The organism is Terriglobia bacterium, assembly GCA_020073185.1.
In the GTDB taxonomy this organism is placed as follows: domain Bacteria; phylum Acidobacteriota; class Terriglobia; order Terriglobales; family Acidobacteriaceae; genus JAIQGF01.
Genome location: JAIQFT010000006.1, coordinates 64,572 through 87,087, shown reverse-complemented (window position 1 = coordinate 87,087; position 22,516 = coordinate 64,572). Strand labels below are relative to the sequence as shown.

Annotated in this window: 20 protein-coding genes; 2 read left to right on the top strand and 18 right to left on the bottom strand. The window is 62.5% G+C overall.

Going from position 1 to position 22,516, the window contains the following annotated elements:
• Positions 1–36: 36 nt before the first annotated feature.
• The 4 genes from LAN64_02970 to LAN64_02955 form a co-directional block, all read right to left on the bottom strand.
• Positions 37–954, bottom strand: a complete 918-nt coding sequence (locus tag LAN64_02970; protein ID MBZ5566794.1) for a phosphoribosylaminoimidazolesuccinocarboxamide synthase — start codon at positions 952–954, stop codon at positions 37–39.
• Positions 955–1,210: 256 nt separating this feature from the next.
• Positions 1,211–5,182, bottom strand: a complete 3,972-nt coding sequence (gene smc / locus LAN64_02965) for a chromosome segregation protein SMC (protein MBZ5566793.1) — start codon at positions 5,180–5,182, stop codon at positions 1,211–1,213.
• Positions 5,183–5,680: 498 nt separating this feature from the next.
• Positions 5,681–7,078: a dipeptidase gene (locus LAN64_02960; protein MBZ5566792.1), complete on the bottom strand. Its 1,398-nt coding sequence runs from the start codon at positions 7,076–7,078 to the stop codon at positions 5,681–5,683.
• A gap of 127 nt (positions 7,079–7,205) precedes the next feature.
• Positions 7,206–7,556: a tetratricopeptide repeat protein gene (locus tag LAN64_02955; GenBank protein MBZ5566791.1), complete on the bottom strand. Its 351-nt coding sequence runs from the start codon at positions 7,554–7,556 to the stop codon at positions 7,206–7,208.
• Between the two features lie 17 nt (positions 7,557–7,573).
• Between LAN64_02955 and LAN64_02950 the strand changes: the two genes are divergently transcribed.
• Positions 7,574–7,729: a hypothetical protein gene (locus LAN64_02950; protein ID MBZ5566790.1), complete on the top strand. Its 156-nt coding sequence runs from the start codon at positions 7,574–7,576 to the stop codon at positions 7,727–7,729.
• Here LAN64_02950 and mnmA read toward each other — a convergent pair.
• The 5 genes from mnmA to LAN64_02925 all read right to left on the bottom strand — a co-directional run bounded on the left by mnmA (position 7,726) and on the right by LAN64_02925 (position 11,934).
• Positions 7,726–8,835 (bottom strand): tRNA 2-thiouridine(34) synthase MnmA, encoded by a 1,110-nt coding sequence (mnmA, locus tag LAN64_02945; GenBank protein ID MBZ5566789.1) that lies wholly within the window; start codon positions 8,833–8,835, stop codon positions 7,726–7,728. The genes LAN64_02950 and mnmA overlap by 4 nt on opposite strands.
• Before the next feature lie 40 nt (positions 8,836–8,875).
• Positions 8,876–9,340, bottom strand: a complete 465-nt coding sequence (locus LAN64_02940; GenBank protein MBZ5566788.1) for a hypothetical protein — start codon at positions 9,338–9,340, stop codon at positions 8,876–8,878.
• Between the two features lie 3 nt (positions 9,341–9,343).
• On the bottom strand, positions 9,344–9,514 hold the full coding sequence (locus LAN64_02935) for a hypothetical protein (protein MBZ5566787.1): 171 nt from the start codon (positions 9,512–9,514) through the stop codon (positions 9,344–9,346).
• A gap of 15 nt (positions 9,515–9,529) precedes the next feature.
• Complete coding sequence (locus tag LAN64_02930; GenBank protein MBZ5566786.1) at positions 9,530–10,690, bottom strand: cysteine desulfurase; 1,161 nt, start codon at positions 10,688–10,690, stop codon at positions 9,530–9,532.
• 107 nt (positions 10,691–10,797) lie between these two features.
• Positions 10,798–11,934 (bottom strand): citrate synthase, encoded by a 1,137-nt coding sequence (locus LAN64_02925; protein MBZ5566785.1) that lies wholly within the window; start codon positions 11,932–11,934, stop codon positions 10,798–10,800.
• Positions 11,935–12,225: 291 nt separating this feature from the next.
• Here LAN64_02925 and LAN64_02920 point away from each other — a divergent pair, with 291 nt between their 5' ends.
• Positions 12,226–14,340 carry a S46 family peptidase gene (locus tag LAN64_02920; GenBank protein MBZ5566784.1) on the top strand — a complete coding sequence of 705 codons (2,115 nt, stop codon included), beginning with the start codon at positions 12,226–12,228 and terminating at the stop codon, positions 14,338–14,340.
• 98 nt (positions 14,341–14,438) lie between these two features.
• On the opposite strand, the gene LAN64_02915 is transcribed toward LAN64_02920, so the two are convergent.
• From LAN64_02915 to LAN64_02875, 9 genes are all read right to left on the bottom strand, one after another.
• Positions 14,439–15,281, bottom strand: coding sequence for an amidohydrolase family protein (locus LAN64_02915; GenBank protein MBZ5566783.1), 843 nt, complete (start codon positions 15,279–15,281; stop codon positions 14,439–14,441).
• The gene (locus LAN64_02910; protein ID MBZ5566782.1) at positions 15,281–16,309 is read right to left on the bottom strand and encodes an FAD binding domain-containing protein; all 1,029 of its coding nucleotides are present in this window, start codon (positions 16,307–16,309) and stop codon (positions 15,281–15,283) included. Before LAN64_02910 ends, LAN64_02915 begins: the two co-directional genes overlap by 1 nt.
• Positions 16,309–18,996, bottom strand: a complete 2,688-nt coding sequence (locus LAN64_02905; protein ID MBZ5566781.1) for a molybdopterin-dependent oxidoreductase — start codon at positions 18,994–18,996, stop codon at positions 16,309–16,311. The genes LAN64_02910 and LAN64_02905 overlap by 1 nt, the downstream gene beginning before the upstream one ends.
• Positions 18,993–19,322, bottom strand: coding sequence for a DUF1330 domain-containing protein (locus LAN64_02900; protein ID MBZ5566780.1), 330 nt, complete (start codon positions 19,320–19,322; stop codon positions 18,993–18,995). Before LAN64_02900 ends, LAN64_02905 begins: the two co-directional genes overlap by 4 nt.
• Positions 19,319–19,813, bottom strand: coding sequence for a (2Fe-2S)-binding protein (locus LAN64_02895; protein ID MBZ5566779.1), 495 nt, complete (start codon positions 19,811–19,813; stop codon positions 19,319–19,321). Before LAN64_02895 ends, LAN64_02900 begins: the two co-directional genes overlap by 4 nt.
• Before the next feature lie 88 nt (positions 19,814–19,901).
• Positions 19,902–20,225: a sulfurtransferase gene (locus LAN64_02890; protein ID MBZ5566778.1), complete on the bottom strand. Its 324-nt coding sequence runs from the start codon at positions 20,223–20,225 to the stop codon at positions 19,902–19,904.
• Positions 20,226–20,298: 73 nt separating this feature from the next.
• Positions 20,299–21,300: a CoA transferase subunit A gene (locus tag LAN64_02885; protein MBZ5566777.1), complete on the bottom strand. Its 1,002-nt coding sequence runs from the start codon at positions 21,298–21,300 to the stop codon at positions 20,299–20,301.
• Complete coding sequence (locus tag LAN64_02880) at positions 21,293–21,736, bottom strand: hypothetical protein (protein MBZ5566776.1); 444 nt, start codon at positions 21,734–21,736, stop codon at positions 21,293–21,295. Before LAN64_02880 ends, LAN64_02885 begins: the two co-directional genes overlap by 8 nt.
• Positions 21,721–22,509 (bottom strand): enoyl-CoA hydratase/isomerase family protein, encoded by a 789-nt coding sequence (locus tag LAN64_02875; protein MBZ5566775.1) that lies wholly within the window; start codon positions 22,507–22,509, stop codon positions 21,721–21,723. The genes LAN64_02880 and LAN64_02875 overlap by 16 nt, the downstream gene beginning before the upstream one ends.
• Positions 22,510–22,516: the final 7 nt, after the last annotated feature.

The following is a 22,516-nucleotide window of genomic DNA, read 5'->3' as shown; positions in this document are numbered from 1 at the left end:
AGCAAACCTTGCTCTCTCCTCAACCGCAAGCGCGGATCACGCAGCCCGCGTCTGCAATTCACGTCCGGTCAACCGCCGGAACGCCTCCAGATACTTCGCGCTGGTGTTTTCCACCACGTCGGGCGGAAGCGCCGGAGCGGGCGGCTGCTTGTTCCAGCGGATCGTTTCCAAAAAGTCGCGCACGTACTGCTTGTCGTAGGAATCCTGCCCGCGGCCCGGTGAGTAGGTTTCGGCGTTCCAGAAGCGGGAGGAATCCGGCGTAAGCACTTCGTCGGCGAGCACCAGGCCGGCGGCGGTGCAGCCGAATTCAAACTTGGTGTCGGCGATGATGATGCCACGCGCGGCCGCGTAGTCGGCAGCCTTGCGGTAGATGCGCAGGCTGAGGTCGCGCAATTGCTCGCTGACCGGCGCCCCGACGATCTTCTTCATCTCCCGAAATGGAATATTTTCGTCGTGGCCGCTGCTCGCCTTGGTCGCGGGGGTGAAGACGGGCTCCGGCAGCTTGTCGGATTCGCGCAGGCCCTCCGGCAAGGTGATGCCACAGACTGCGCCGTTCTGCTGGTATTCCTTCCAGGCGGAACCCGAAATGTAGCCCCGCACTACGCACTCCACCGGCGCCATGTCGGCGTGGACCACCAGCATGGAGCGTCCGCGCAGTTGGTCCTGGTACTTGCGCAGGCACTGCGGGTAGCGGTCCACGTCCGCGGTGACGAGATGGTTGGCGACTATATCCTTCAGAAAATCGAACCAGAACAGGGAAAGCTGCGTCAGCACGCGGCCCTTGTCGGGAATGCCGGAGGCGAGGACGTAATCGAAGGCGGAGATCCGGTCGGTAGCGATGAACAGCAGGCGCTCGTTGTCCACCCGGTAAAGGTCCCTCACTTTTCCGCTGGCATAAAGCTCGAGGTCGGAAAAGTCGGTTTGCAACAGGGCGTCTTGGCGGGGGAGGGCCACGGGGGATTTTTTTTAAAAAGAGAACGCCGCGTATTCTAGCCGCCCACGTTTTTTTGTCAACGCCAAGACTTGCAGCACCCGCCGCTGTCGTTTCCGGCGCGAAGAAAAAATATTGACAGCAGGACCGTTCCCGCGAATTGGGCTCTGGTGGCCGATTTCGTGGAATCCCGATGTGGAAATCAGGTCCCATTTGTGGTACGTGATGGGAAACCAATCGGCCACCGGACCGAATTGGTTTCCCGGTAGCGACTCGTCGTTATGCTGTCGCCGCCTGCTGGCTCTCGTGAAAGCGTACCGAGACCAGCTTGGACACGCCCGGCTCCTGCATGGTGACGCCGTACATGACCGGCGCCACGCTCATCGTCTTCTTGTTGTGCGTGATGATGATGAATTGCGTGGCGCCGCTCATTTCGCAAACCAATTCGGTGAAGCGGCCGATGTTGCTTTCGTCCAGCGGCGCGTCCACCTCGTCGAGGATGCAGAAAGGGCTGGGCTGATACTGAAAGATGCCGACCAGCAACGCCAGCGCGGTCAAGGCTTTTTCTCCGCCGGAGAGCAGCAGCACGTTCTGCAGCTTCTTGCCCGGGGGCGAGGCGACCACGTCGATGCCGCTGTCGGCGGCATTTTCTTCGTCGGTGAGGCGCATGAAGCCGTTGCCGCCGCCGAACAGCTTGCGGAATGCCGCCTGGAAGTTGATGTTGATGGCGGCGAACGCCTCCTGGAATTTCTGACGCGAAATGGTGTCGATTTCCCGGATGGCATTCTGCGTATTCTCGATGGAGTCGATCAAATCTTTGCGTTGCGTTTCCAGGAATGCGTGGCGCTGCGCCGCCTCCTGATATTCCTCCAGCGCCATCATGTTCACCGGGCCCATGTTGTCGAGTTTGGCGCGCAACTCGCGATGCGCCGCCTCCTCGAGCACGAGTTGTTCTCCCCTGACCAGCACGGTGGACTCGTCAATCAATAGCGTGTCGGCCGTCACACCGAGTTCGTTCAGCGCGGTTTCCGCCATGTGCTGCTGGTCGGACTGGAGCTTGGCCGCCTGCGCCGAAAGCTCGCCGCGCCGGTCGCGCACCGCGTCCATCTCCTGCCGCGCGCCGCGGAGTTGATGGTCGATTTCGACCAAGCGGGCACGCACCTGCTCCGACTCGGCCTGCAGTTCGCGTTCGCACACCTCCGCCCGCCCGCGTTCGCCGGCCAGCGCGACCAGTTGCTCGGCAAGCTGCAGGTTTTCGATCTCGCGCTGCGCTTGCTCGGCGGAGGCCATCTGCCGCTGCGAATCCAGGGCCTCGACCCGCGCAGCGACGTCCGTAGCCATGCTGTCGATGCGCGCCAGGGCGGCCGCGGCGGCACGGCGGCGTTCTGCGACGGCGGCGACCTGCGCCCGCATCTCCGCCGCAATCTGCGCCGCGGCATCGCGCGCAGCACGCAGGCCGGCGAGGCTCTCCCGCGCGGCAGCAGCTTCGCCGTCCAAAGCCGCGCGGCGTTGCTCGCATCCTGCAAGCTCAGCCCGTTTCTCGAGCCCCAGCGCCTCATACGCCGAGCGCTCGGCCGCGACGTGCTGTGCTTCGCGCTCCGCCAGCGCAACCCGCTCGGCGATGCGCGTTACTTCGCTCTCGAGTTGACGCAGGCTGTGACTCGTGGTCAGCGCAGCATGGTCCGCTTCGCGCTTGTCCGTTTCGAGTCGTTCCAGCAAGCCGGTGAGGTCCGCGATCTCGCGCGCCAGCGCGGCCGCTCGGCGCTCTTCCTCAGCCAGCGCTTTCTCCAGCTCGGCGATCACGCGCAGCGCGTCGCGCAGTTCGCGCTTCATGGAGAGCGGGCCTTCGCTGCGTTGCTTGCCGCCGGTAACGGTGAGGTTATGGAAGCACTCGCCGGACTCGCTGAGGAAGAACGCGTCCGGATTCTCCAGCGCCAGATCGCGCGCCACGTTTGGATCGGGCACGATGTAGCCGTCGCGCATCTTGGGCAGGATCACTTCCAGCGACTTGCCGAAGCCGTTGAGCACGCGGATGGTCTCCTTCAGCGGGCGTATCGGTTGCGCGTGCGGTGGCGCTTGATGCGCGGCCTCGTCGAGCACAAAGGAGAAGCGCGCCTGCGCGTCGTGCGGGTGCACCAGGAAAGTCGCCCGGCCGTCCACGTCGCTGCGCAACAAGCGCATGCCTTCGTCGGCGGCGTCCCACGATTTCACGACGATATAGTTCAGTTCGTCGCGCAGGAAATCTTCCACCACGTGCTCGTAGCGGTCTTCGACTTCCAGGAAATCCGCCAGCACGCCAACCGGCGCGAAGCCGCTGCTCAGCGCGCCTGACTGGAAGAGGCGGCGAACCGATTCGGTAGAGTATCCGTGCTCGGCGATTACCGCTTCCAGGGAACCCCTCTTGCCCAAGGCGGTGGCGTACTCGGCGCGCAGCGTGTCCAGCCGACGCTTCGACTCGGTTTCCGCACTGCGCTTCCCGGCCACCGCGGCGCGCGCCTGTTCGATATCCTCCCCGAGCGACTTCACACGCTCCGACGCATTCTCAAATTCAAACGCGATCTGCCCGCGCTGGTTACCGAAGACATCCATCTGCGCGCGCCCGGTGTCAATCTCGTTGGTGAGGCGGCGCAACTCGCGTTCCAAGCCGGTGATGTGCTCTTGCGCGCGCGTCAACTGATCGCGCACGCCGGACGCAGCGGCAACAGCTTCCATGATGGCGGCACGGAGCGATTCCTGCTGGCGCTCGACGTCAGCAAGCGCGATCGCCGCGGCCGAGGCTTGCTGCAGTGCCATCGTTGCCTGTTGCTGCGCGGCCGCAACTTCGCTGTCCGCCGATTCCAAACTCTGGCGATAGGACTGGCGCTCTGCCTCGATCCCGACGAGCTGCAGGCGTGTCTGCGCCAGTTCGGCGGCGGCGGACTCAGCGCGCCGCGTCAACTCAGCACAACGCTCTTCGTTATTGCGTTGACGCGAATGGGCGCGGTCGATCTCGCGCGTAACGGCCGACAATCGCTCGTGGTTATTGCGGGCATCGGTTTCCAGTCCGTAGCCGCGCTGCGTGCACTCGGCTTGCTCCAGTTCAAGCTCACCCACCGCCTGGGTTCGGGCGCGCAATTCTTCCCCGAGTGCAGTGATGGTGGCATCCAACTCCTCGGCTTCGCGGCGGAGCTGGGCGAATTTTCCGGCCAGCACGACGCGCAGTTTGCCGCGCATCTCCTCGCGCAAGCGGGCGTAGCGCTCAGCCTTCGACGCTTGGCGCTTGAGCGAGTTCATCTGGCGCGTGACTTCGTCGAAGATGTCGTTCACGCGCGCCAGGTTCACCTTGGCTTCTTCCAGGCGGGCTTCGGCAAGACGCTTGCGGGTTTTGAATTTTGTTATCCCCGCGGCTTCTTCGATGATGGCACGGCGGTCGGTGGGCTTGCTGGAAAGAATCTGGCCGATTCTTCCCTGCTCGATGATCGCGTACGACTCCGGCCCCAGGCCGGTGCCCATGAAGATGTCCTGGATGTCGCGCAGGCGGCAGAGCTTGCCGTTGAGCAGGTACTCGCTGTCACCGGAGCGGAACAGGCGGCGCGTGACCACAATTTCGCCCGCTCGGAAGCTGGGCTTGAACTTGCGGCGGCGGATCTTCAGAACTACGGTCGACGGTCGATGGTCGACGGTCGACGGCTGCGTGCCTGAATCCGCTTCCGCTTGATTGCCGCTCGTCGCGGTGGTGGACTCTGCGCTCGTATCGGCGCGCAGTTCCGTCGGGCTTGTCTGCAATTGTGATGCAGCTTGAGGCGCACTGGCACCCTGACCGTCGACCGTCGACTGTAGACCGTCGCCCTCTTCGGCCTGTCCCGGCTGCACTTCGCCGAGGTACTCATCCGTCTCGGCTGCCGCCTTCTCGCGCAGCACTGCCTCGTCCCAGTCTGCCTCCGACATTTCGTCGTGAATTTCGATCTCCGGCTCGCCCGCGACGTCGGGGCCGTCATACACGGCGGGATCAATCAGGGTGAGCGATACCTCGGCCATGCCGGTGGGCTTGCGGTCGCGGGAACCGGCGAAGATGACGTCCTCCATGCGGGCGCCGCGCAGCGTGCGCGCCGACTGTTCGCCCAGTACCCAGGCAATGGCGTCGGAGATGTTGGATTTCCCACAACCGTTAGGGCCGACAATCGCGGCGATCCCGTCGCCATGGAATTTCAGCTCGGTGCGGTCACAGAAAGACTTAAACCCGAGGATCTGGAGCTTCTTGATTTTCAGCAACGTCCACTCCTTAACTCGCAAGACCGGCGGTTCGCTGGTCCCACAACGTTGCGTTCAACCCGCAATTGCGGGCAACGCGGCGCGTTCCGGCTGGGAGAGACGCCGCTCCAAACTCCTTCCGGGCAGAGCCAGGGTCGCACCCGGATAGCACGGATTTGAAGTCAATGTACCGTCGCAAAGGGGCGGCGTCAAGACAGAAAACGCTATATATTGGGGCTGCCTGTGGGTAAACCCACGATATTGCACAGGCATTGCAGCAAACAGGTGTTGCACGTCGAACGTTTCCTTGAGATGGGAAAGGAGATCGGCAGGATGGACCGCAAGAGCAGACAAAGCGTAGCGCAATTCGCCCCGCTTTTCAATACTCAACGAGTGTCATTCTAGGGGCCGCTGCCAGGATCAAATGCGTTCGGAAACATCGTGGTTCTGGGTTTCTGGGGATACGCAAAGGGGGACGCAGGCGCGCCCCCACAAAATGTTGCAGCTTTTATTCGAGTCTTATCCAAGCCGCTGGAAGAATCGGATGATGCTCTCGATCCCACGGTAGAAGTTCGGGATGTGGAACTTCTCGTTGGGAGCGTGCAGATTATCGTCCGGCAGGCCCATACCCATCATCACGCTGGGGATTTTAAGCTCGTTCTCGAAGTCGGAGACGATGGGAATGGAGCCGCCCGAGCGGATGTACACCGTGTCCTTGCCGAAGATTTCGTGCATGGCCTGCGTCGCCGCCTCGATGTACTTGTTGTCGGTGGACACCACGCAGGCCGGACCCTTGCTGTGCACCTTGATGTTGATCTTGATCCCCTTGGGCGTGAGCTTGGTGACGTAGTCGGTGTACTTCTTCAGGATGTCGTCCGGGTCCTGGTCGGGAACCAAGCGCATCGAGACTTTGGCCGCCGCGCGCGCCGGAATCACGGTCTTGGCGCCGGGCGCGGTGAAGCCGCCGGGCATGCCGTGGACCTCCAATGTCGGGCGCGCCCAAGTGCGATACAGCACCGAGTAGCCGGGCTCGCCGGTCAACACCTTGGAGCCGACTTCCTTCTTGCGGTACTCCTCTTCGTCAAACGGCAGGCGCTTCCAAGCGTCGAGCTCCGCCTTGGTCGGCTGCTTCACCTTGTCGTAGAACCCCGGGATCAGGATCTTGCCGTTGGCGTCCTTCAGCTTGCCGATGATCTCGACCAGCGCGAACAGCGGATTGGGAGCGGCGCCGCCGTAGACGCCGGAATGCAGGTCTGTCGCTGCGCCCTGCGCCTCGATTTCCGTGTACACCAAGCCACGCAGGCCGACGCAGAGCGTGGGGAGATCGGGCGCGAACAGCTCGGTGTCGGTGACCAGCGCGAAGTCGGCCTTGAGCCTGTCCTTGTGCTTGTGAACATATTCGGCAATGGATTCGCCGCCGACTTCCTCCTCGCCCTCGAGGATGACACGCATGTTGATCGGCAACCTGCCTTCGGATTTCATCAACGACTCGAAGGCTTTCAACTGCATCCAGAGCTGGCCTTTGTCGTCCACCGCGCCGCGAGCATAGATGTTGTTGTTGCGCTCGGTGGGTTCGAAGGGCGGCGACTTCCACTCGTCCAGCGGCTCAGCGGGCTGGACGTCGTAGTGCGCGTAGCAGAGGACCGTGGGCTTGCCGGCGGCGTGCAGCCAGTCGGCATACACCAAGGGATGCGCGTTGGGACGCTCCTTGGTGGCGCTGGGGATGATTTCCACGTGCTCGAAGCCGATGCGCTTGAGCTCGTCGGCACAGACTTGGGCGGCCTTCTCCGTGTCCTGGTTGTGCTCTTCCAACGTGCTGATGCTGGGGATTCGCAGCAGGTTCTTCAACTCTTCAAGGAACCGCTTCTGGTTTTCACGAGCGTAGTTAAGTGCGGTGGATGATGCGGCTGTGGCCATCTGGATTTTCTCCTCTACTGGCGCCAAACCAGCTATGACGCTCCAATGTCATCACGCAAACCAACAAGTATACAACTCCGGTCGGGAGAGCTGCAGGGTTAGCCACACCATTGCCGCCTCGTTGAAATTATTTAGCGTTGTGGCGGGTCATCTGTTCCAACAAGCGCGGATTGCCGCAGGCGGCGGCGAACTCGGCGTGCACGCGGGCGCGGTCAAGGTCGCCTTCGGCAATATAGATCTCACCCAGGGCGACGTGGGCGTCCGCCAACGCGGGTTGCATTTCCAGCGCGATCAACAGATGGCGCTTGGCTTCGTCGCGCTTGTGCTGCACACGCAAGAGCTGCGCCAGGTGGTAGTAGCCTTCCGCCCAGTCGGGATTCTGCTCGATGGCGCGTCGCTGCTCGGCGATCTGACGAGCGGTCTCGTCATCGAGCGCCTCGTCAGCGGCGCGGCGGAAGAAAGGTAGCTGGCTGGACATCGCATTAGAATAACTGCATGCCTGTCAAACCGCCGGACTATTTGGACGAGAGCGATCACCTGGACAATTGGCAGATCGAGGAGATCAAGAAAGCAATTATCGAAGCTGATCGCGGTGAGTTTGCCAGCGATGAAGAAGCACAGCAGATATTTCAAAGACTGTCACACCACTAAACGATCCAGCCGCCGCCGACCACCAGATCACGGTCATAGAACACCGCTGCCTGGCCGGGCGTAACCGCGCGCTGGGGCTGGTCAAAGGTCGCCAGCACTTCATCGTCACCGGTCTTTTCGATCACGGCGGGTGCGGGCTCGTGGCGGTTGCGGATCTTTACGGAGACGCGCATCGGCGAAAGGAGGTCATCGACAGCGACCCAGTTCAACCGGCGCGCACGTAGCGTCTTCGAATACAGCTCTTCCCCGCTGCCGACCACGACCCGGCGCTGGTCCCCCTTGATCTCCAGGACGTAAAGCGGCGAGCCCGTGGCCACACCCAGGCCCTTACGCTGGCCGACGGTGAAATTGTGAATGCCGGCGTGCGTGCCGATGACCTCGCCGTTGGTGGTGACAAGTTCGCCCGAGGTGTCGGGCGGCGACTCGCCCTGCTCCGCCAGGTAGGCGTCTATGAACTGCTTGTAGTCGCCGCCGGGAACAAAGCAGATTTCCTGCGAATCCGGCTTCTCGGCCAGCGCCAGCCCGTGCTGCCGCGCCAGCTCGCGGACCTCCGACTTGCGCATATTGCCCAACGGAAACAGCGTGCGCGAGAGCTGCTCCTGGGTGAGGCCGAACAGGAAGTACGTCTGGTCCTTGCTGAGGTCCGCTGGACGGCGCAGCAGCCAGCGCTGGCGCGAGCTGTCGAACTCCACGCGCGCGTAATGCCCAGTGGCAAGCTGCTCGGCGCCGATCTGGCGCGCGGTGATCAGGAGCTGATCGAACTTCAGGTGGTTGTTGCACAGGCTGCAGGGAATCGGCGTGCGGCCGGACAAATACTCGCTGATGAACGGGCGCACGACTTCGTGCTCAAAGCGGCGTTCCTGGTTGACGACGTAGTAGGGAATGCCGAGCGATTCGGCGACGCGACGCGCATCGTAGACGTCGTCCAGAGAGCAGCAGCGGCCGGTGACCGTCTCGGGCATGCCGTCGTGCCCAGCTAGGCGACGCTGGTCCCAGAGCTGCATGGTCAGCCCAATCACTTGGCGGCCCTCAGCGCGCAGCATGGCCGCGACGGTGGAGGAATCGACACCGCCCGACATGGCAACGGCGATAGGAAAAGAAGCCATTGGCTTTTAGCTCTTAACTGTTAGCGCTCGACGACAAGACTCACCGGACACGATCGGACGGGCCAAGTATGACGCCAGCCGGCCCGACGGACAAAACCTGTTTCCCTGGCAAGAAGAACATCCAGTAATGGTCTCGTTCATCGGCATCGTCCAAATAATCAGGACGACCTACGGTCAGCCGAAACTCACCAAATCGAAAAACTGTTTCCAACGAGGCGGGATCCACCTCGATATCGCTGAGTTTCGTTTCCTGCAGCCGTGGGATGGCAAGGGCGATGTAACGTCGCTCCGAATCAGCATTGACAATTTGCCGTTGCTGATCGGCAAGCGACCAGTTTGCCTGATAAATCCACAAGTGCCACTTGCCGACCAAGTGGTGGTCCTCACGCGACAGAGGACCGAAATCGAACGTCAGAAAGCTGCCGACACCGAGCTTGGCGCGAGTAGGCCTTTGTCCGATAACTGGCTGCAGCACTTGTCGTATGTCAATTTCAGTAGCTTTCATGGCTCAACTGAACATCGATAAACCGGTTTGAACTATATTTTCGTAGTCAAAGCCCAGCTTAGTAACTTCGCGGTGTAAGCGATCCCATTCTTTCTCAGTGAGCTGCCGCCGTAAAATGCGCTCGATTTCGCGTACTGCCGCACGAAATTGGCGGTTCTGGTCGCGATTGCTCATCCGATGTGAAAGTTCTCACACAGCTTTATTGTAAACCGGCGACAGCTCCCGCAGCCACGCCACGGCTTCAGGCAGGATGGAGAGCAGCAGGTCCACATCTTCGCTGGTGTTCTGCTTGCCCACGGAAAACCGCAGGCTGGCGCGGGCGCGGTCGGGGGAAAGGCCCATCGCGGTCAGCACGTGCGAGGGCTCGATAGCGCCCGAGGAACAGGCCGCGCCGGTGGAAACCGCTACGCCCTTCAGATCGAGGGCAATCACCAGCGCTTCGCCCTCGATGCAATCGAAGTAGATGCTGCTGGTGTTGGGAACGCGCGGGGCGCTGCCGCTGTTCACGCCGACCGAATCAATTGTCCCGGTGATGCTGCGCTCCAGCCGGTCGCGCAGAGAGCAAATGCGCTCGACCTCGCCGTCGCTGAAGCCGGCGTGCGCCAGTTCCGCCGCCTTGCCCAGACCAACAATTCCCGCGACGTTTTCCGTCCCGGCCCGCCGCGCGCGCTCGTGACGCCCACCGTACAGCATGGGCTGCAGCAGCGTTCCCTTCCTCACATAGAGCGCGCCGATGCCCTGCTGGGCGTGGATCTTGTGTCCAGAGATGGAGAGCAAGTCGCAGCGAATCTTGGCGACGTCAATCGCCACTTTGGCCGCGGCCTGCACGGCGTCGGTGTGGAAGTAAACGTCGGCTTCGGCGGCAATTGCACCGATCTCGTTCACTGGCTGCAGCACGCCGGTTTCATTGTTCGCCATCATGACGCTGATCAGCCGCGTTTTCTTGGGCCGCAGCGCACGCTTGACATCGTCGGGCGACACCAGAGCCTGTCCGTCCACCGGAACATAGGTTACCTCGCAACCCATGGCCTCTAGCCGCTTGCAGGCGTTGAGCACGGCATGGTGCTCGATGGAACTGGTGATGACGTGGTCGCCGGGACGGACGATGCCAAAGATGGCAAGGTTGTCGGATTCCGTGCCGCCGCTGGTGAAGACGATTTCCGAAGCTCGGCAGCCTAGCAGCGCGGCCACCGACTCGCGCGCGCGCTCCACCGCGGCGCGCGTCTGCTGGCCGTGATGGTGGATGGACGAGGCGTTGCCGAACTGCTCGATGAAGTACGGCTGCATCGCCTCCAGCACCGAGGGCAGCAGCGGCGTGGTGGCGTTGTTGTCCAGGTAGGCGCGGCGCATCGCCTTTATTCTACGCCGTCACACTCGAGAGTGATCTACCAGGGAGCCACGGAGGCACGGAGCGCTTTGTCTCCTCTGTGTCTCTGTGGCGAATCGGTTTGGGAAGTTCACCGCCGATCAATCGGCACGTAGTGCTGCGGGTAGGCCGGGCCGACGTAATCCGCCCGCGGGCGGATGAGGCGATTGTCGGCAAGCTGTTCCATCACGTGCCCCGTCCAGCCGCTGATGCGCGACACGGCAAAAATCGGCGTGAACAGGTCGAGGTCTATGCCGAGGGTGCGGTAGGTAGAGGCGGAATAGAAATCGACGTTGGCGTTGAGCTTCTTTTCGGCCTTCATGAACTGCTCGATCTTGTGCGAATACTCGAACCATGGGCTCTGGCCGCTGGACTCGCCCAGCTCGCGCGACATCTGCCGCAGGTGGGTGGCGCGCGGGTCTTCGGTGTGATAGACGCGGTGGCCGAAGCCGGGAATTTTCTTCTTCTGCGCCAGCAAGCCCTTCACGTACTCCACCGGATCGGCGCCGGCTTTCGCAATCTCTTCCAGGATTTTGAACACCGCCTCGTTGGCGCCGCCGTGCAGCGGCCCTTTGAGCGCGCCGATGCCCGAGGTGATCGCGGAATGCATGTCGGAGAGCGTTGCCGCGGTCACACGCGCGGCAAAGGTGGACGCATTCAGCTCATGGTCGGCGTGCAGGATGAGGGCAATGTCCAGAGCGCGTTCGGCGGTCTTGGACGGCGGCTCGCCATTCAGCATCAGCAGAAAATTTCCGGCGTGGGAGAGCGAGCGGTTGGGCTCAACTAACGGCCGTCCCTTGCGGATGCGGTCGTAGGCGGCGACGATCATGGCGATCTGCGCGGTCAACCGCAGCGACTTGTGCAGATTCGCGTCCGCGGTGTTGACCCTCTCCTCGGGATCGTAGAAGGAGAGCGCCGACACGACGGTGCGCAGCACGTCCATGGGCAGCGCATGACGCGGCGATTGCCGCAGCAGGTTGATGATCGCCGGGTCCAATTTCCGCTCTTCGGCCAGCGCACGCGTGAATTCGCGCAACTCGGCCCGGGCCGGCAGCTTGCCGAACCAGAGCAAGTAGCAGGTTTCTTCGAAGGTGGAATTGTCGGCGAGTTCGTGAATATCAATTCCGCGGTAGGCCAGGATGCCACGGTCGCCGTCGATATAACAAATGCTCGATACGGCCGCGACTACGCCTTCCAGGCCCTTGGGCGCAAGAGTGCTGCTGGACATAAAAACTCCTCGCAATCCTATTGATGCGGGACGCCACGCAAGTGACTCTGTCCCCCGCCGCTGACACCCAGCCGGAGAGAACCGGTTACCATACCGCAAACCAGAGGCAATTCCAAATTGGTCCCGCCCAAGGAGAGCTGCACGCGGATGAGCGGCGCGGCGTTGCCGGGCAGCGCGCGCCAGCGTATATTCAGGAGTTTCGTGATTCTCGCCAGCCGCAGTAGTGCGGCGGCGACGGTTCTTACATTTGTGAAACTCGCAGTCATGCCGGACCGGCATGGGAGATCGAGCATGTTGAAACGCGCAGTTCTATTCATCGGTATCGCAATAATTCTGGCCGGAATCGCGTCGGCCGACGAGGGCATGTGGCTGTTCAACGCTTTTCCCAAGGCCCGTGTGAAAGCCAAGTACGGATTCGAACCCACGCAAGCGTGGCTGGACAACGTGCGGTTGTCGTCGGTGCGGTTTAACAACGGCGGCTCGGGTTCGTTTGTCTCCCCGCATGGCCTGACGTTCACCAACCATCACGTGGGCGCCGTCTGTGTGCAGCAGCTTTCCACCGGCGGCAAGGACTACATGAAAACCGGCTTCTACGCCAAAACGCAGGCGGACGAGGCCAAATGCCCCGACCTGGAATTGAACGTGCTGCAGAGCATTGAGGACGTCACGCAACAGATTCAGAGCGCGGCGAAGCCCGGCTCGTCGGCGGCCGAGGCCGGCGCCGCCCAGCGCGCTGCCATGTCGGCGATCGAGAGCGACTGCGCCAAGAGCACCGGCTTGCGCTGCGACATCGTCACCTTGTACGCGGGGGGCATGTTCCAGCTCTATCGCTACAAAAAGTACACTGACGTGCGGCTGGTGTTCGCACCCGAGTTTGAAGCCGCGTTCTTCGGCGGCGATCCCGACAATTTCGAATACCCGCGCTACGACCTGGACATCACTTTTTTCCGCGTGTATGAGAACAATAAGCCGGTCGACCTCACCCATTCTTTGAGGTGGTCCAAGGCCGGTGCCAGCGAGGGCGACCTGATCTTCGTCCCCGGCAATCCCGGCTCCACCGGACGCCTGCTGACCATGGCACAACTGGAGTTCCTGCGCGACACCAGCTATCCGTGGCGGCTGAAATCGCTGCGGGAGATGATCCAAACGTTGAAGAGCTTTTCCGCCCAGTCTCCGGAAAACGCGCGGCGCGCGCAGGAAGATATCTTCGGCATGGAGAACTCACTGAAAGCGCTGACCGGCTATCAGTCCGGCCTGCTCGACAAGAAGCTGATGGCGCAAAAGCAGCAGGACGAAGACAAGCTGAAGCAGGGCGTCGCTTCCGATCCTCAGAAGAAGCAGAAATTCGGCGATCCGTGGGCGAAAGTTGCGCAGGCGGAGAGTGTCTACAAGCAGATCTACCTGCCGTACATCTACCTGGAGCGGCGGCAGGGACTGCGCGGCGACCTTCCCGGGATTGCCCGAATCCTGGTCCGCGCCGCCGTCGAAAAGCAAAAGCCGAATGGCGAGCGCCTGCGCGAGTATCGCGAATCCGCGCTCTCGTCGGTCGAGCAGCAATTGTTCTCCACCGCACCCATCTACAAGGACCTGGAAACCATAACCGTGACCGAGTCGCTGCGGCAGATGCAGCGTGATCTCGGCCATGACCCCGCCGTCGCCCAGGTGCTGAAGGGGCAGGAGCCGGCGCAGGCAGCCAAGGCGTTGATGGACGGCACCAAGCTCGACGACGTTGCCGTCCGCAAGCAGCTCTATGCGGGCGGCGAGGCGGCGGTGAACGCCAGCACCGATCCGCTGATCGTTGCCATGCGCAACCTCGATCCGGAAGCGCGCAAGTACCGCAAGCAGTATGAAGACCAGGTGGAATCGGTGGAACGCCGCACCGGCGCCACGCTGTCCAAGATCCGCTTTGCCGAGCTCGGCACCGACACCTATCCCGACGCCACCTTCACCCTCCGCCTCAGCTACGGCGTGGTGAAGGGGTACACGGAGGACGGGCGTGGCGACGTCGCATCCGCCGGCACCAAGCTGCCGTACTTCACCACCTTTGCCGGCGCGTTCGAGCACGCCGCCAAGCACTCTAGCAAGCCGCCTTACCGGCTGCCGCAGAGCTGGATGCAGAACAAATCGAAGATCAAGCTCGACACGCCCCTCAATGCCATCGAAACCGCGGACATCATCGGCGGTAATTCCGGCAGCCCGGTGGTGAACAAGGCGGGTGACGTGGTGGGCATTATCTTCGATGGGAACATCCAGTCGCTGCCGTGGAATTTTCAGTACGAAGACGAGATCGGCCGCTCGTTGCACGTGGATTCGCGCGGCATCCTGGAAGCGCTGCGCAATATCTACGGCGCCACGCGTCTGGCGGATGAACTAGCCGGAAGTTCGGCCGCGGCGGCCAAGAAGTAGGCGCGAAAAGCAAATAGCCGCGGATTGACACGGATGCACACGGAAATGCTTATTTGAACCGTGACAATCCGTGGCGATCCGTGGCTCGTTGTTTCCGATTATTCCGGCCAGATGCCGAGCGCCGTCTTGCCGAGAATCTGTCCCTTCGCTGTCTCCGACAGCGGCAGCGCACGGATGGCATCGATATTGCGGCGGATGTCCACTCCGCCCGGGCCGGGCCAGTCGCTGCCGAACATGGTCTTGTGCGCGATCTCCTCCAGCCGCGGAAACCAGTTGAGAAGCTGGCGCGGCGGGATGCTGCTGATATCGAGATAAACGTTGGCGTGGCGCCGCAACAGGAAGAACGCCGTGTCCATCCACAGCGGACGCCCGCCATGCGCCATCACGATCTTCAGCTCCGGGAAATCCACGGCGACGTCGTCGATGTAAATGGGATCGCCGTAGCGGTTGCGCGCTCCCGGAAAAATGGACGTTCCGGTGTGGAACATGACCGGAATCCCGTTCGCTTCCCCCGCACGATAGAGGAGTTCGAGTTCGGTCAGCCCGTTGAGGTAATCGTTGGGGTAGAAAAGCTGGTGCGGCGGATGAATCTTGATGACGCGAATGCCGAGCCGCAGAAAATCGTCCAGTTCGGCCATGAAATTCTGCGCATAGCGCGGATGCAGCCCGCCGCAGGGGATCAGCCGCCGCGGATCGGTGCGCGCATATTCGGCGTAATACCCGTTGATGCTGGAATCCAGGCCGATCACTTCCGGTGACACCGATCCGATCAGCACCGCGCGGTCCACCTCGATGCTGTCCAGGTACTTCAGAAACGATGCAGGCGAGCGCGCAAACTGGCGCATGCGCTCGTAATCGGCGCTCGCCTCCATTAGCGCCTGCGCCCCGGGCTTGAGCACCAGGTCGGGCGGGTGAATATGGATATGGCAGTCGGTAATCATCAGTCGACGGTCGATGGTCCCCTCGGCTGCGCTCGGGGTAGGCTTTGGTCGATGGCCGCAGCTTCCAATACGGCGCGCTTGGAAAACACCCGAATCATCTCACGGCGGTACTCCGGCGTCAGCGCCGATGTCGTCAGCGGCTTGGCGGTGCGCGCCGCCAGCTCGCCGACGTGCAGCGCGATCTCCTCGTTCACTTTCCTTCCCGCCAGCGCCTCGGTTGCGCCTTTCACCAGCAGCGGCGCCGGATTGACAGCGGTGATTGCGACCCTCGCATCGGCCACGTGCCCGTTGCTATGTTTCAGCGCCACCGCGATCCCAGCGAGCGGATAATCAATCGACCCGCGAATGCGCAGCTTGCGATAGACGCCGCGCCAGCCCGCGGTCCGCGCCGGCAGCAGCACGCGCGTGAGCAGCTCATTGTTTCGGAGATTGATGCGCGCGTCGCCCAGGTTGGTGTAGAACTCGCTGAGTGGGACACGGCGCGTGCCCTGCGGTCCGGCAATTTCGATCTCCGCCTCCAGGCAGAGCAGCGCCGGCGGCGTGTCGCCGGAAAACGCCGCCCAACACTTCGTCCCTCCGGGCGCGACGTGGCATAGGTCGCCGTCTTTCTTAATGCAGAACCCGCACGACTTCCGCCACGGCAACGATTGGTTGTACCAGAGACAGCGCGTGTCCAGGCAGATGTTTCCGCCGATCGTGCCCATGTTGCGCAGCAGGGGCGAGGCAACAGTTTTCACCGCCTCGTGCAGCACAGGATAGGTGCGCGCGATCTCCTGTGAGCGCTCGATCGCAGTGAGCGTAGTTAGCGCGCCGATTTCCAGCCCACCGTCACGCGCACGAATGCCGCGCAGTTCGCTAATGCCCCGAATGTCAATCAACCAGCGCGGCGCGAACAAATGCTGGCGCAAGGACGGAATCAGATCCGTGCCTCCGGCCACGATCTGTGCACTGGCCTCGTGCTTTGCCACCAGGTCGATGGCTTCGGCGAGCGCGGGCGGACGGAGAAGTTGAAATTCAGGGAGCGACATCAGCGGTCGCCTCCCAGGTCCGCGGGCGAGGGCGCCCGCGCCACATCGAGTGGGTGCCGCGCCGGGCCTCTGCCCTTGAAGCAGAGCGCGCCGCCGTGTTCGGGGAAAGTCGCGGGCGCGGTCGGGTCCACGTCGCGCGTCATGTTCAACTTCTTGTCGCCTTTTTTCGCGCGGAGCGCCGCGAGCACGCGTTCCGGCGTGAACGGCACTTCCCGCAGCCGCACGCCAACCGCATCGTAGATCGCGTTCGAGATCGCAGGAATCGTCGCCGCCAGCGAGCCTTCGCCCGCTTCCTTGGCGCCGAACGGACCCTCGGGATCAATGCTCTCCACGATCATGCACTCGATTTCCGGCGACTCCGCCGCCGACGGCGATCTGTACTCGAGCAGGCCGGGGTTCATCAGCAGGCCGTCCTTCCACACCATCTCTTCTTCCAGCGCCTGCCCCAGCCCCATCCACACTGAGCCGATCACCTGGCCCTCGACCGCGACCGGATTCAGCGCGCGCCCGCAATCGTGCGCCGCCCAGATCTTGTGGACGGTGACCGCGCCGGTCTCCTCGTCCACGCTGACCTCTGCCACCTGCGCGGAATACGAGTACGCCGGCGATGGACCGACTCCTGCGCCCTTGAACTGCCCGCCACGCGCCTCCGCCGGCGGCGCGTACGACCCGGTGCCGGTGAGCGCGCCGCTGAACTCAATCGCCGCGACCACGGCCTCTTCGAAGCTCATCCAGTCTCGGGGGCCTTCGTCTTCATTCTTTCTCTTCTGCTGGACCGAGCCGCGCAGAATCTGGCCCTCCACGCGACCTTGGGCCTTCACCGCGCTCGAGGGCGAGCGCGCTCCCTCGCCCGCAGCCCCAGTTGGACGATCTTTGCCGGCAAGGATCGAGGCTGTTTGCTGGGTAGAATTCGCGGGCAAGGACGCCCGCGCCACATTCTCTGTGCCTCTGCGGAAGACTTTGTCGCCGCGAAATACAACGTCTTCAATGGCGCAATCCAGCCTGCGCGCAGCCGCACTGGCGATCTTCTTCTTCACCTCTTCGGCCGCGCGCAGCGACGCGTTGCCGTTCATAAATGTCACGCGGCTGGAATACGAACCCAGATCAATCGGCGTGAGGTCGGTGTCGGCGGCAACCACCTTGACGCGCGACAAATCGCAACCCAGAACTTCGGCAATGATCTGCGCGGTCATGGTGTCCGAGCCCTGCCCGATTTCTGACGCGCCGGTGTACGCCACCACGCCGCCGTCGCGGTCCACCTTGAGGTTCACCGTGGAGTGCGGCATGTCGGAACGGATGATGGAATTCGCCGCGCCGCTGACGTAGTGCGAGCAGGCAATGCCGAGACCGCGGCGGAGTGAATCGCCGTTGGCCATTGGCGGTTGGCCGTTAGCCGCAGAGCCACGCTTCTCGCTCCACTTGGATCGTTCCACGACCTTCTCGATGCACTCGCGCAACCCGTAACTGAGCACCCGCAGCCCGTTCACCGTCACGCACGGCGGCTTCAGCAGATTCCTGCGCCGCATATCTGCCGGGTCCAGCTTCAGCGCGGCCGCAATCTCGTCAAGCTGCGATTCAAAAGCGAAGCGCACATTCACCGTGCCGTGCCCGCGCATGGCGCCGCATGCCGGCTTGTTGGTCAGCACGCGATAGCCGTCGTAGCGCACGTTGGGAATGTCGTACAGCGCCCCCAGAAGCGCACCGGAATACAAGATCGTGACCGGGCCGTAGGAGCAGTACCCGCCGCCGTCCTGGATTACGCGTGCCGCCACGGCGACGATTCGCCCGTCGTTCATCGCGCCCATTCTCAGGTCCATGATGGTGCGCGGCCGGCCGCGATGCGCCCAGAAAACCTCTTCCCGCGTATAGGTGATCTTCACCGGCGCGTGGGCGGCGCGCGCCGCGATGGCCGCCGTGATTTCCAGCGGGATGACCTCGCTTTTGCCGCCGAAGCCGCCGCCCACCAGCGGCTTGATCACGCGAATCTGCGACATCGGAATGTCCAGCACCAGCGAGAGCTTGTGCTGGAGATAGTAGGGCACCTGCGTGGACGACCACACCGTCAGCCGCCCCGGCTTTCCGGTTTGCGGATCAAACTCGAATGCCGCCAGCGTGGAATGTGGCTCCATGGCGGCGTGTGTCACCTCGTTGGCGACGTAGCGCGCCTCGGCTACGTAGTCCGCCTCGGCGAACGCCTTGTCCGGATCGCCGAAGGTGTGGTGATATTCCTTCTCGATATTGCGTGGCCGCTTCTCATGAATGAAGTCGCTCTCCGCCTTCATCGATTGCTCGGGATCGAACCACGCCGGCAGCAACTCGTACTCGACATCGATCAACTCGAGCGCCTCTTCCGCTGTCGCCTCATCCACCGCCACCACGCATGCGACGTTGTCCCCGACATAGCGCACTTTGTCCAGCGCCAGCGCGTGCTCGTCGTGGCCGATCGGCAGGATGCCGTACGTCGTCGGCGCATCATGGCCGGTGATAACGGCGACGACTCCCGGGAACGCCCGCGCACGCGACGTATCCGTACTCTTGATCCGCGCGTGCGGATGCGGAGAATGAAGAATCTTCCCAATCAGCATTCCGGGCACGCTGAGGTCGTCGGTGTATTTGCCATGGCCGGTGGTTTTCTCCGCCGCATCGACGAAGGCGACGGGCTTACCGATGGCGCTGAATTCGCTCATGCTCCGCTCTTCCGCGGATCCATGTCGATACCCGCCTCATCTGGATCGCGCACCATGGCAATGTTGGCGTCAATGGCTCGCATTCGAATGGGAACGATCTCCTGGTACTCGGGAGAGTCGTACCACTTCTGCGCCGCCGCAAAATTGGGATAGGCAACAATCACGGTGCGCACGAACGGCCACTCGCCCGAGCGCACGTCCGGGGTTTTGTCCACCGCCACGTACTTTCCGCCATACCGCTCGATGATCGGGTACACCTTCACGGCGTACTCGCGGAACGCTTCGATGTCTTTCACTTTCTTGATGGTGACAACCACGTATGTCATCGGCTCACCGCTTCTCTCCCCTTGCGCTCCGCTTCGATCGCCGCCTTGATTGCCTGGAACATCTGCATGTACCCGGTGCAACGGCACAGGTTTCCGCTTAACGCACCACGTATATCGTCTTCCGATGGATTGGGATTCTCCGTCAGCAAGTGATCCACGGTCATCATGAAGCCGGGCGTGCAGTAGCCGCACTGGGCGCCGCCCCAGTCGCCATACGCTTTCTGAATCGCAGCCAGCGATCCGTGCTCCGCGATGCCCTCCACCGTGGTGATCACCTGATCCTGGCAGGACGCCGCCAGCAGTGTGCACGAGAGCACGGGCACACCGTCCAATTGCACCGTGCAGGCGCCGCACGAGGAGTCGTCGCAACCGCGCTTCGAGCCCGTCAGCCCCAGGTCCCGCCGCAAGACATCGAGCAGCAGCTTGTTGGGCTCGCTGGCGAGCTCGTGGGTGCGCCCGTTGATCTTCAGAGTGATGAGTTCTTTTTTCATTTGAGCTTGGCCGTTGGCGGTTGGCCATTAGCCGATGGCAATCGGCGGACCTTCGCGGGCCAAAGGCCAATGGCTAACGGCTAACACTTCAGTACGTCGGAACCTTCGAGTCCACTTCGCGCGACCAGCGGTCTATCCCGCCGCGCATCGACTGCACCTTCTCGAATCCTTGCAGCCGCAGCCAGTTGGTCACGTTCAGCGAACGCACGCCGTGATGGCACATGACCACGATGTGCGCGTCCGGGTCCAGTTCCTGGTTGGCGCGCATGGGGATCTCGCCCATCGGAATATGAACCGTGCCCTCGAGGTGCGCCATCTGCAGTTCCACCGGCTCGCGCACGTCGAGCAGCAAGGGAGCCTCGCCGTTATCGAGCTTCTGCTTCAGCTCTGCGGGTGTAATTTCAAATTCCATGTCGTTAGTCGTTGGTCGTTAGCCGTTGGCCGGTCGTCCGCAGATCGGCGAACGACCATCGACTAACGACAGCTTAGTATCCGAAATCCGCCGCTGCGGCGTACGCGTGCTGCTTTACGCCCAGCTCTTTTACGCGACACTCGCCCAGCAGTGCGACATATGCGGCGCGGTCCGCCACACCGTGCACCCAGCGCTGTGCCCACGCATCAAAATCCGCTTTAGTCTTCGTCTGCTCGTGATACTGGCGGAAGTACGCGTCATCGCGCTTGTAATATCCCTGGACCGGCGACGGATGCGCCCCCATCGGCGCCTCCACCACGGCGCTCACCAGGAACCCGGGAATCACGGTGCGGTTCGGGTCGCTGGCGATCACCTCCGGCGCAACCACCTCCTCCGCCGTCACGATGACACGCTGGGCCGCCTTCACCGCCTCCAGCATGATCCCGAAATTTCCCCAGCAGTGCGCATTGCCCTCAGCGTCCGCCCGCTGCACGTGCACGATGGTGACATCCGGATGCAGTGCCCTCACGGCATGCAGCTTCTGTTTGCGATGCGCCACGCCTCCGTCTACGGTCATCTGCTCTCTCTTGGGTGTCATCCCGACGCCGAGCGAAGCGAGGGGGAGGGACCTGCTGTTGTCGTCAGCGAACGGCGATTCAATCTCGGCAAAGAACTCGTTATCCCGCGCTACGTCACTCCCCATCGCCGACAGCGTCGGCAGGAAAGGCACGCCCATGGCAGCCGCCTGCAGCGCTAGCGCGACGGTGAAGTTGGTCATGTCGGTGACCTTCAGCCCTTCCTGCTCCACCGCGCGCCGGAAGTTGTACGCCGAGCCCATCATCACGTTGCCCACCCAGGCGGCGATCACCCGCGCCGCGCACCCCGCGCCAATCATCTGGTCGAACAGGATGTCCGAAATCGGCCCCACCAGCGTCAGCCCACGCTTCTTCTGCCGCATGACCTCGTGTCCGGCGGCAAACGGAATCATCTGCTCCAACTGGCAGCCAAGCACGACACTGCTCCCGTCCGGCACGAACCGGGCAATCGCGTCGCCCATGGTTACCAGCTTAGACATGAACGACCTTGCTCCTAAGCCACTTCAATCCGTATGCCGCGAGCAGGACAAAAGCCGGTAGCTCGGTGATGCTCGACGTAGCGGTGAGGACCCGCGCGGTTGAACTCGACAAATGCAGCCAAATCATCACAAAGTGCATCAGCATTCCGATCAACATCAGCCCAAACGCAAATCTCAGAATCCGCTCTTCGCTCTTAATTACGACATTCACACAGATGAACATAGCGAACGCGTAGAAGAACGAATCCGACAGTCGCCAAAACATCGGTTGCCGAGGCACTAGCCGAAAAGCAAATTGCCCGTGGACTACATGCCAAATATCGAAACCAATCACGACAAAAAGGAACAGTAACCCACACGCGACCAGCAGGGCGGTCAGCCAATCGGTGTCGAGCGCGACTTCCTTCTTGGGTGTACCGGTCACTTCCCCTTCCACACCGGCTTCCGTTTCTCCATAAACGCCTTGATTCCCTCGTGCGCGTCCTCCAGTTTCATCAGCTCCTCCAGGTAAATCTGTTCGGCGCGCATCAGTCCCTTGTCGAAATGAATCGCGTCCCACGAATAAAGCGCCTTCTTGGTCATCGCCAGCGACGCCGCGCTCAGCTTGCCCAGCCGCTCCGAGGTTTCGTCCACCAACTCCGACAACTCGTCCTCCGGCACAGCTTCATTGGCCAGCCCGATCCGCATCGCTTCCTCGCCGCTGATCTTGCGCCCGGTCAGGATCAGGTCGGCAGCGCGCTTCTGCCCGACGATTGCCGAAAGCACCACCGCCGCCACCGGAGGAAAGCAACCCAGCGTGATCTCCGGAAATCCCCAGTTCGCGGTGTCGGTGGTGAACACCAGGTCGCACATCGCGGCCAGCTCCGCGCCGCCACCGAAGCAGTTGCCACGCACCGCCGCGATGGTCACCTTGCGGGTGTCGGCCAGCGCGCGCATCACCGCGTGCATTTTCACCAGCATGTCCCCCACTTTGTCCGGAGTGTGCGCGCTCACGTCCACCCCCGCGGAGAACGCGCGGTCGCTGCCCGCAAACACCACGGCCGCGATGTCGGCCCGCGCTTCGATCTGCTCCATCGCGACCAGCAACTCCTCCATCATCGGAACATCCATCACGTTCACCGGCGGGTTTGCCAGGATGATGCGCGCCACCGGCGCCTGCAGGGAGACCATGAGGCGCTGGTACTTCCAATTCCTGGTCGCGGTCGCCATGGGCACC

Bases quoted from the DNA above. Each gene is read 5' to 3' on its own strand.
- LAN64_02960 (MBZ5566792.1), bottom strand. From the start codon at position 7,078: ATGGCCACAGCCGCATCATCCACCGCACTTAACTACGCTCGTGAAAAC.
- LAN64_02955 (MBZ5566791.1), bottom strand. From the start codon at position 7,556: ATGTCCAGCCAGCTACCTTTCTTCCGCCGCGCCGCTGACGAGGCGCTC.
- LAN64_02950 (MBZ5566790.1), top strand. From the start codon at position 7,574: ATGCCTGTCAAACCGCCGGACTATTTGGACGAGAGCGATCACCTGGAC.
- mnmA (MBZ5566789.1), bottom strand. From the start codon at position 8,835: ATGGCTTCTTTTCCTATCGCCGTTGCCATGTCGGGCGGTGTCGATTCC.
- LAN64_02940 (MBZ5566788.1), bottom strand. From the start codon at position 9,340: ATGAAAGCTACTGAAATTGACATACGACAAGTGCTGCAGCCAGTTATC.
- LAN64_02935 (MBZ5566787.1), bottom strand. From the start codon at position 9,514: ATGAGCAATCGCGACCAGAACCGCCAATTTCGTGCGGCAGTACGCGAA.
- LAN64_02930 (MBZ5566786.1), bottom strand. From the start codon at position 10,690: ATGCGCCGCGCCTACCTGGACAACAACGCCACCACGCCGCTGCTGCCC.
- LAN64_02925 (MBZ5566785.1), bottom strand. From the start codon at position 11,934: ATGTCCAGCAGCACTCTTGCGCCCAAGGGCCTGGAAGGCGTAGTCGCG.
- LAN64_02920 (MBZ5566784.1), top strand. From the start codon at position 12,226: ATGTTGAAACGCGCAGTTCTATTCATCGGTATCGCAATAATTCTGGCC.
- LAN64_02915 (MBZ5566783.1), bottom strand. From the start codon at position 15,281: ATGATTACCGACTGCCATATCCATATTCACCCGCCCGACCTGGTGCTC.
- LAN64_02910 (MBZ5566782.1), bottom strand. From the start codon at position 16,309: ATGTCGCTCCCTGAATTTCAACTTCTCCGTCCGCCCGCGCTCGCCGAA.
- LAN64_02905 (MBZ5566781.1), bottom strand. From the start codon at position 18,996: ATGAGCGAATTCAGCGCCATCGGTAAGCCCGTCGCCTTCGTCGATGCG.
- LAN64_02900 (MBZ5566780.1), bottom strand. From the start codon at position 19,322: ATGACATACGTGGTTGTCACCATCAAGAAAGTGAAAGACATCGAAGCG.
- LAN64_02895 (MBZ5566779.1), bottom strand. From the start codon at position 19,813: ATGAAAAAAGAACTCATCACTCTGAAGATCAACGGGCGCACCCACGAG.
- LAN64_02890 (MBZ5566778.1), bottom strand. From the start codon at position 20,225: ATGGAATTTGAAATTACACCCGCAGAGCTGAAGCAGAAGCTCGATAAC.
- LAN64_02885 (MBZ5566777.1), bottom strand. From the start codon at position 21,300: ATGTCTAAGCTGGTAACCATGGGCGACGCGATTGCCCGGTTCGTGCCG.
- LAN64_02875 (MBZ5566775.1), bottom strand. From the start codon at position 22,509: ATGGCGACCGCGACCAGGAATTGGAAGTACCAGCGCCTCATGGTCTCC.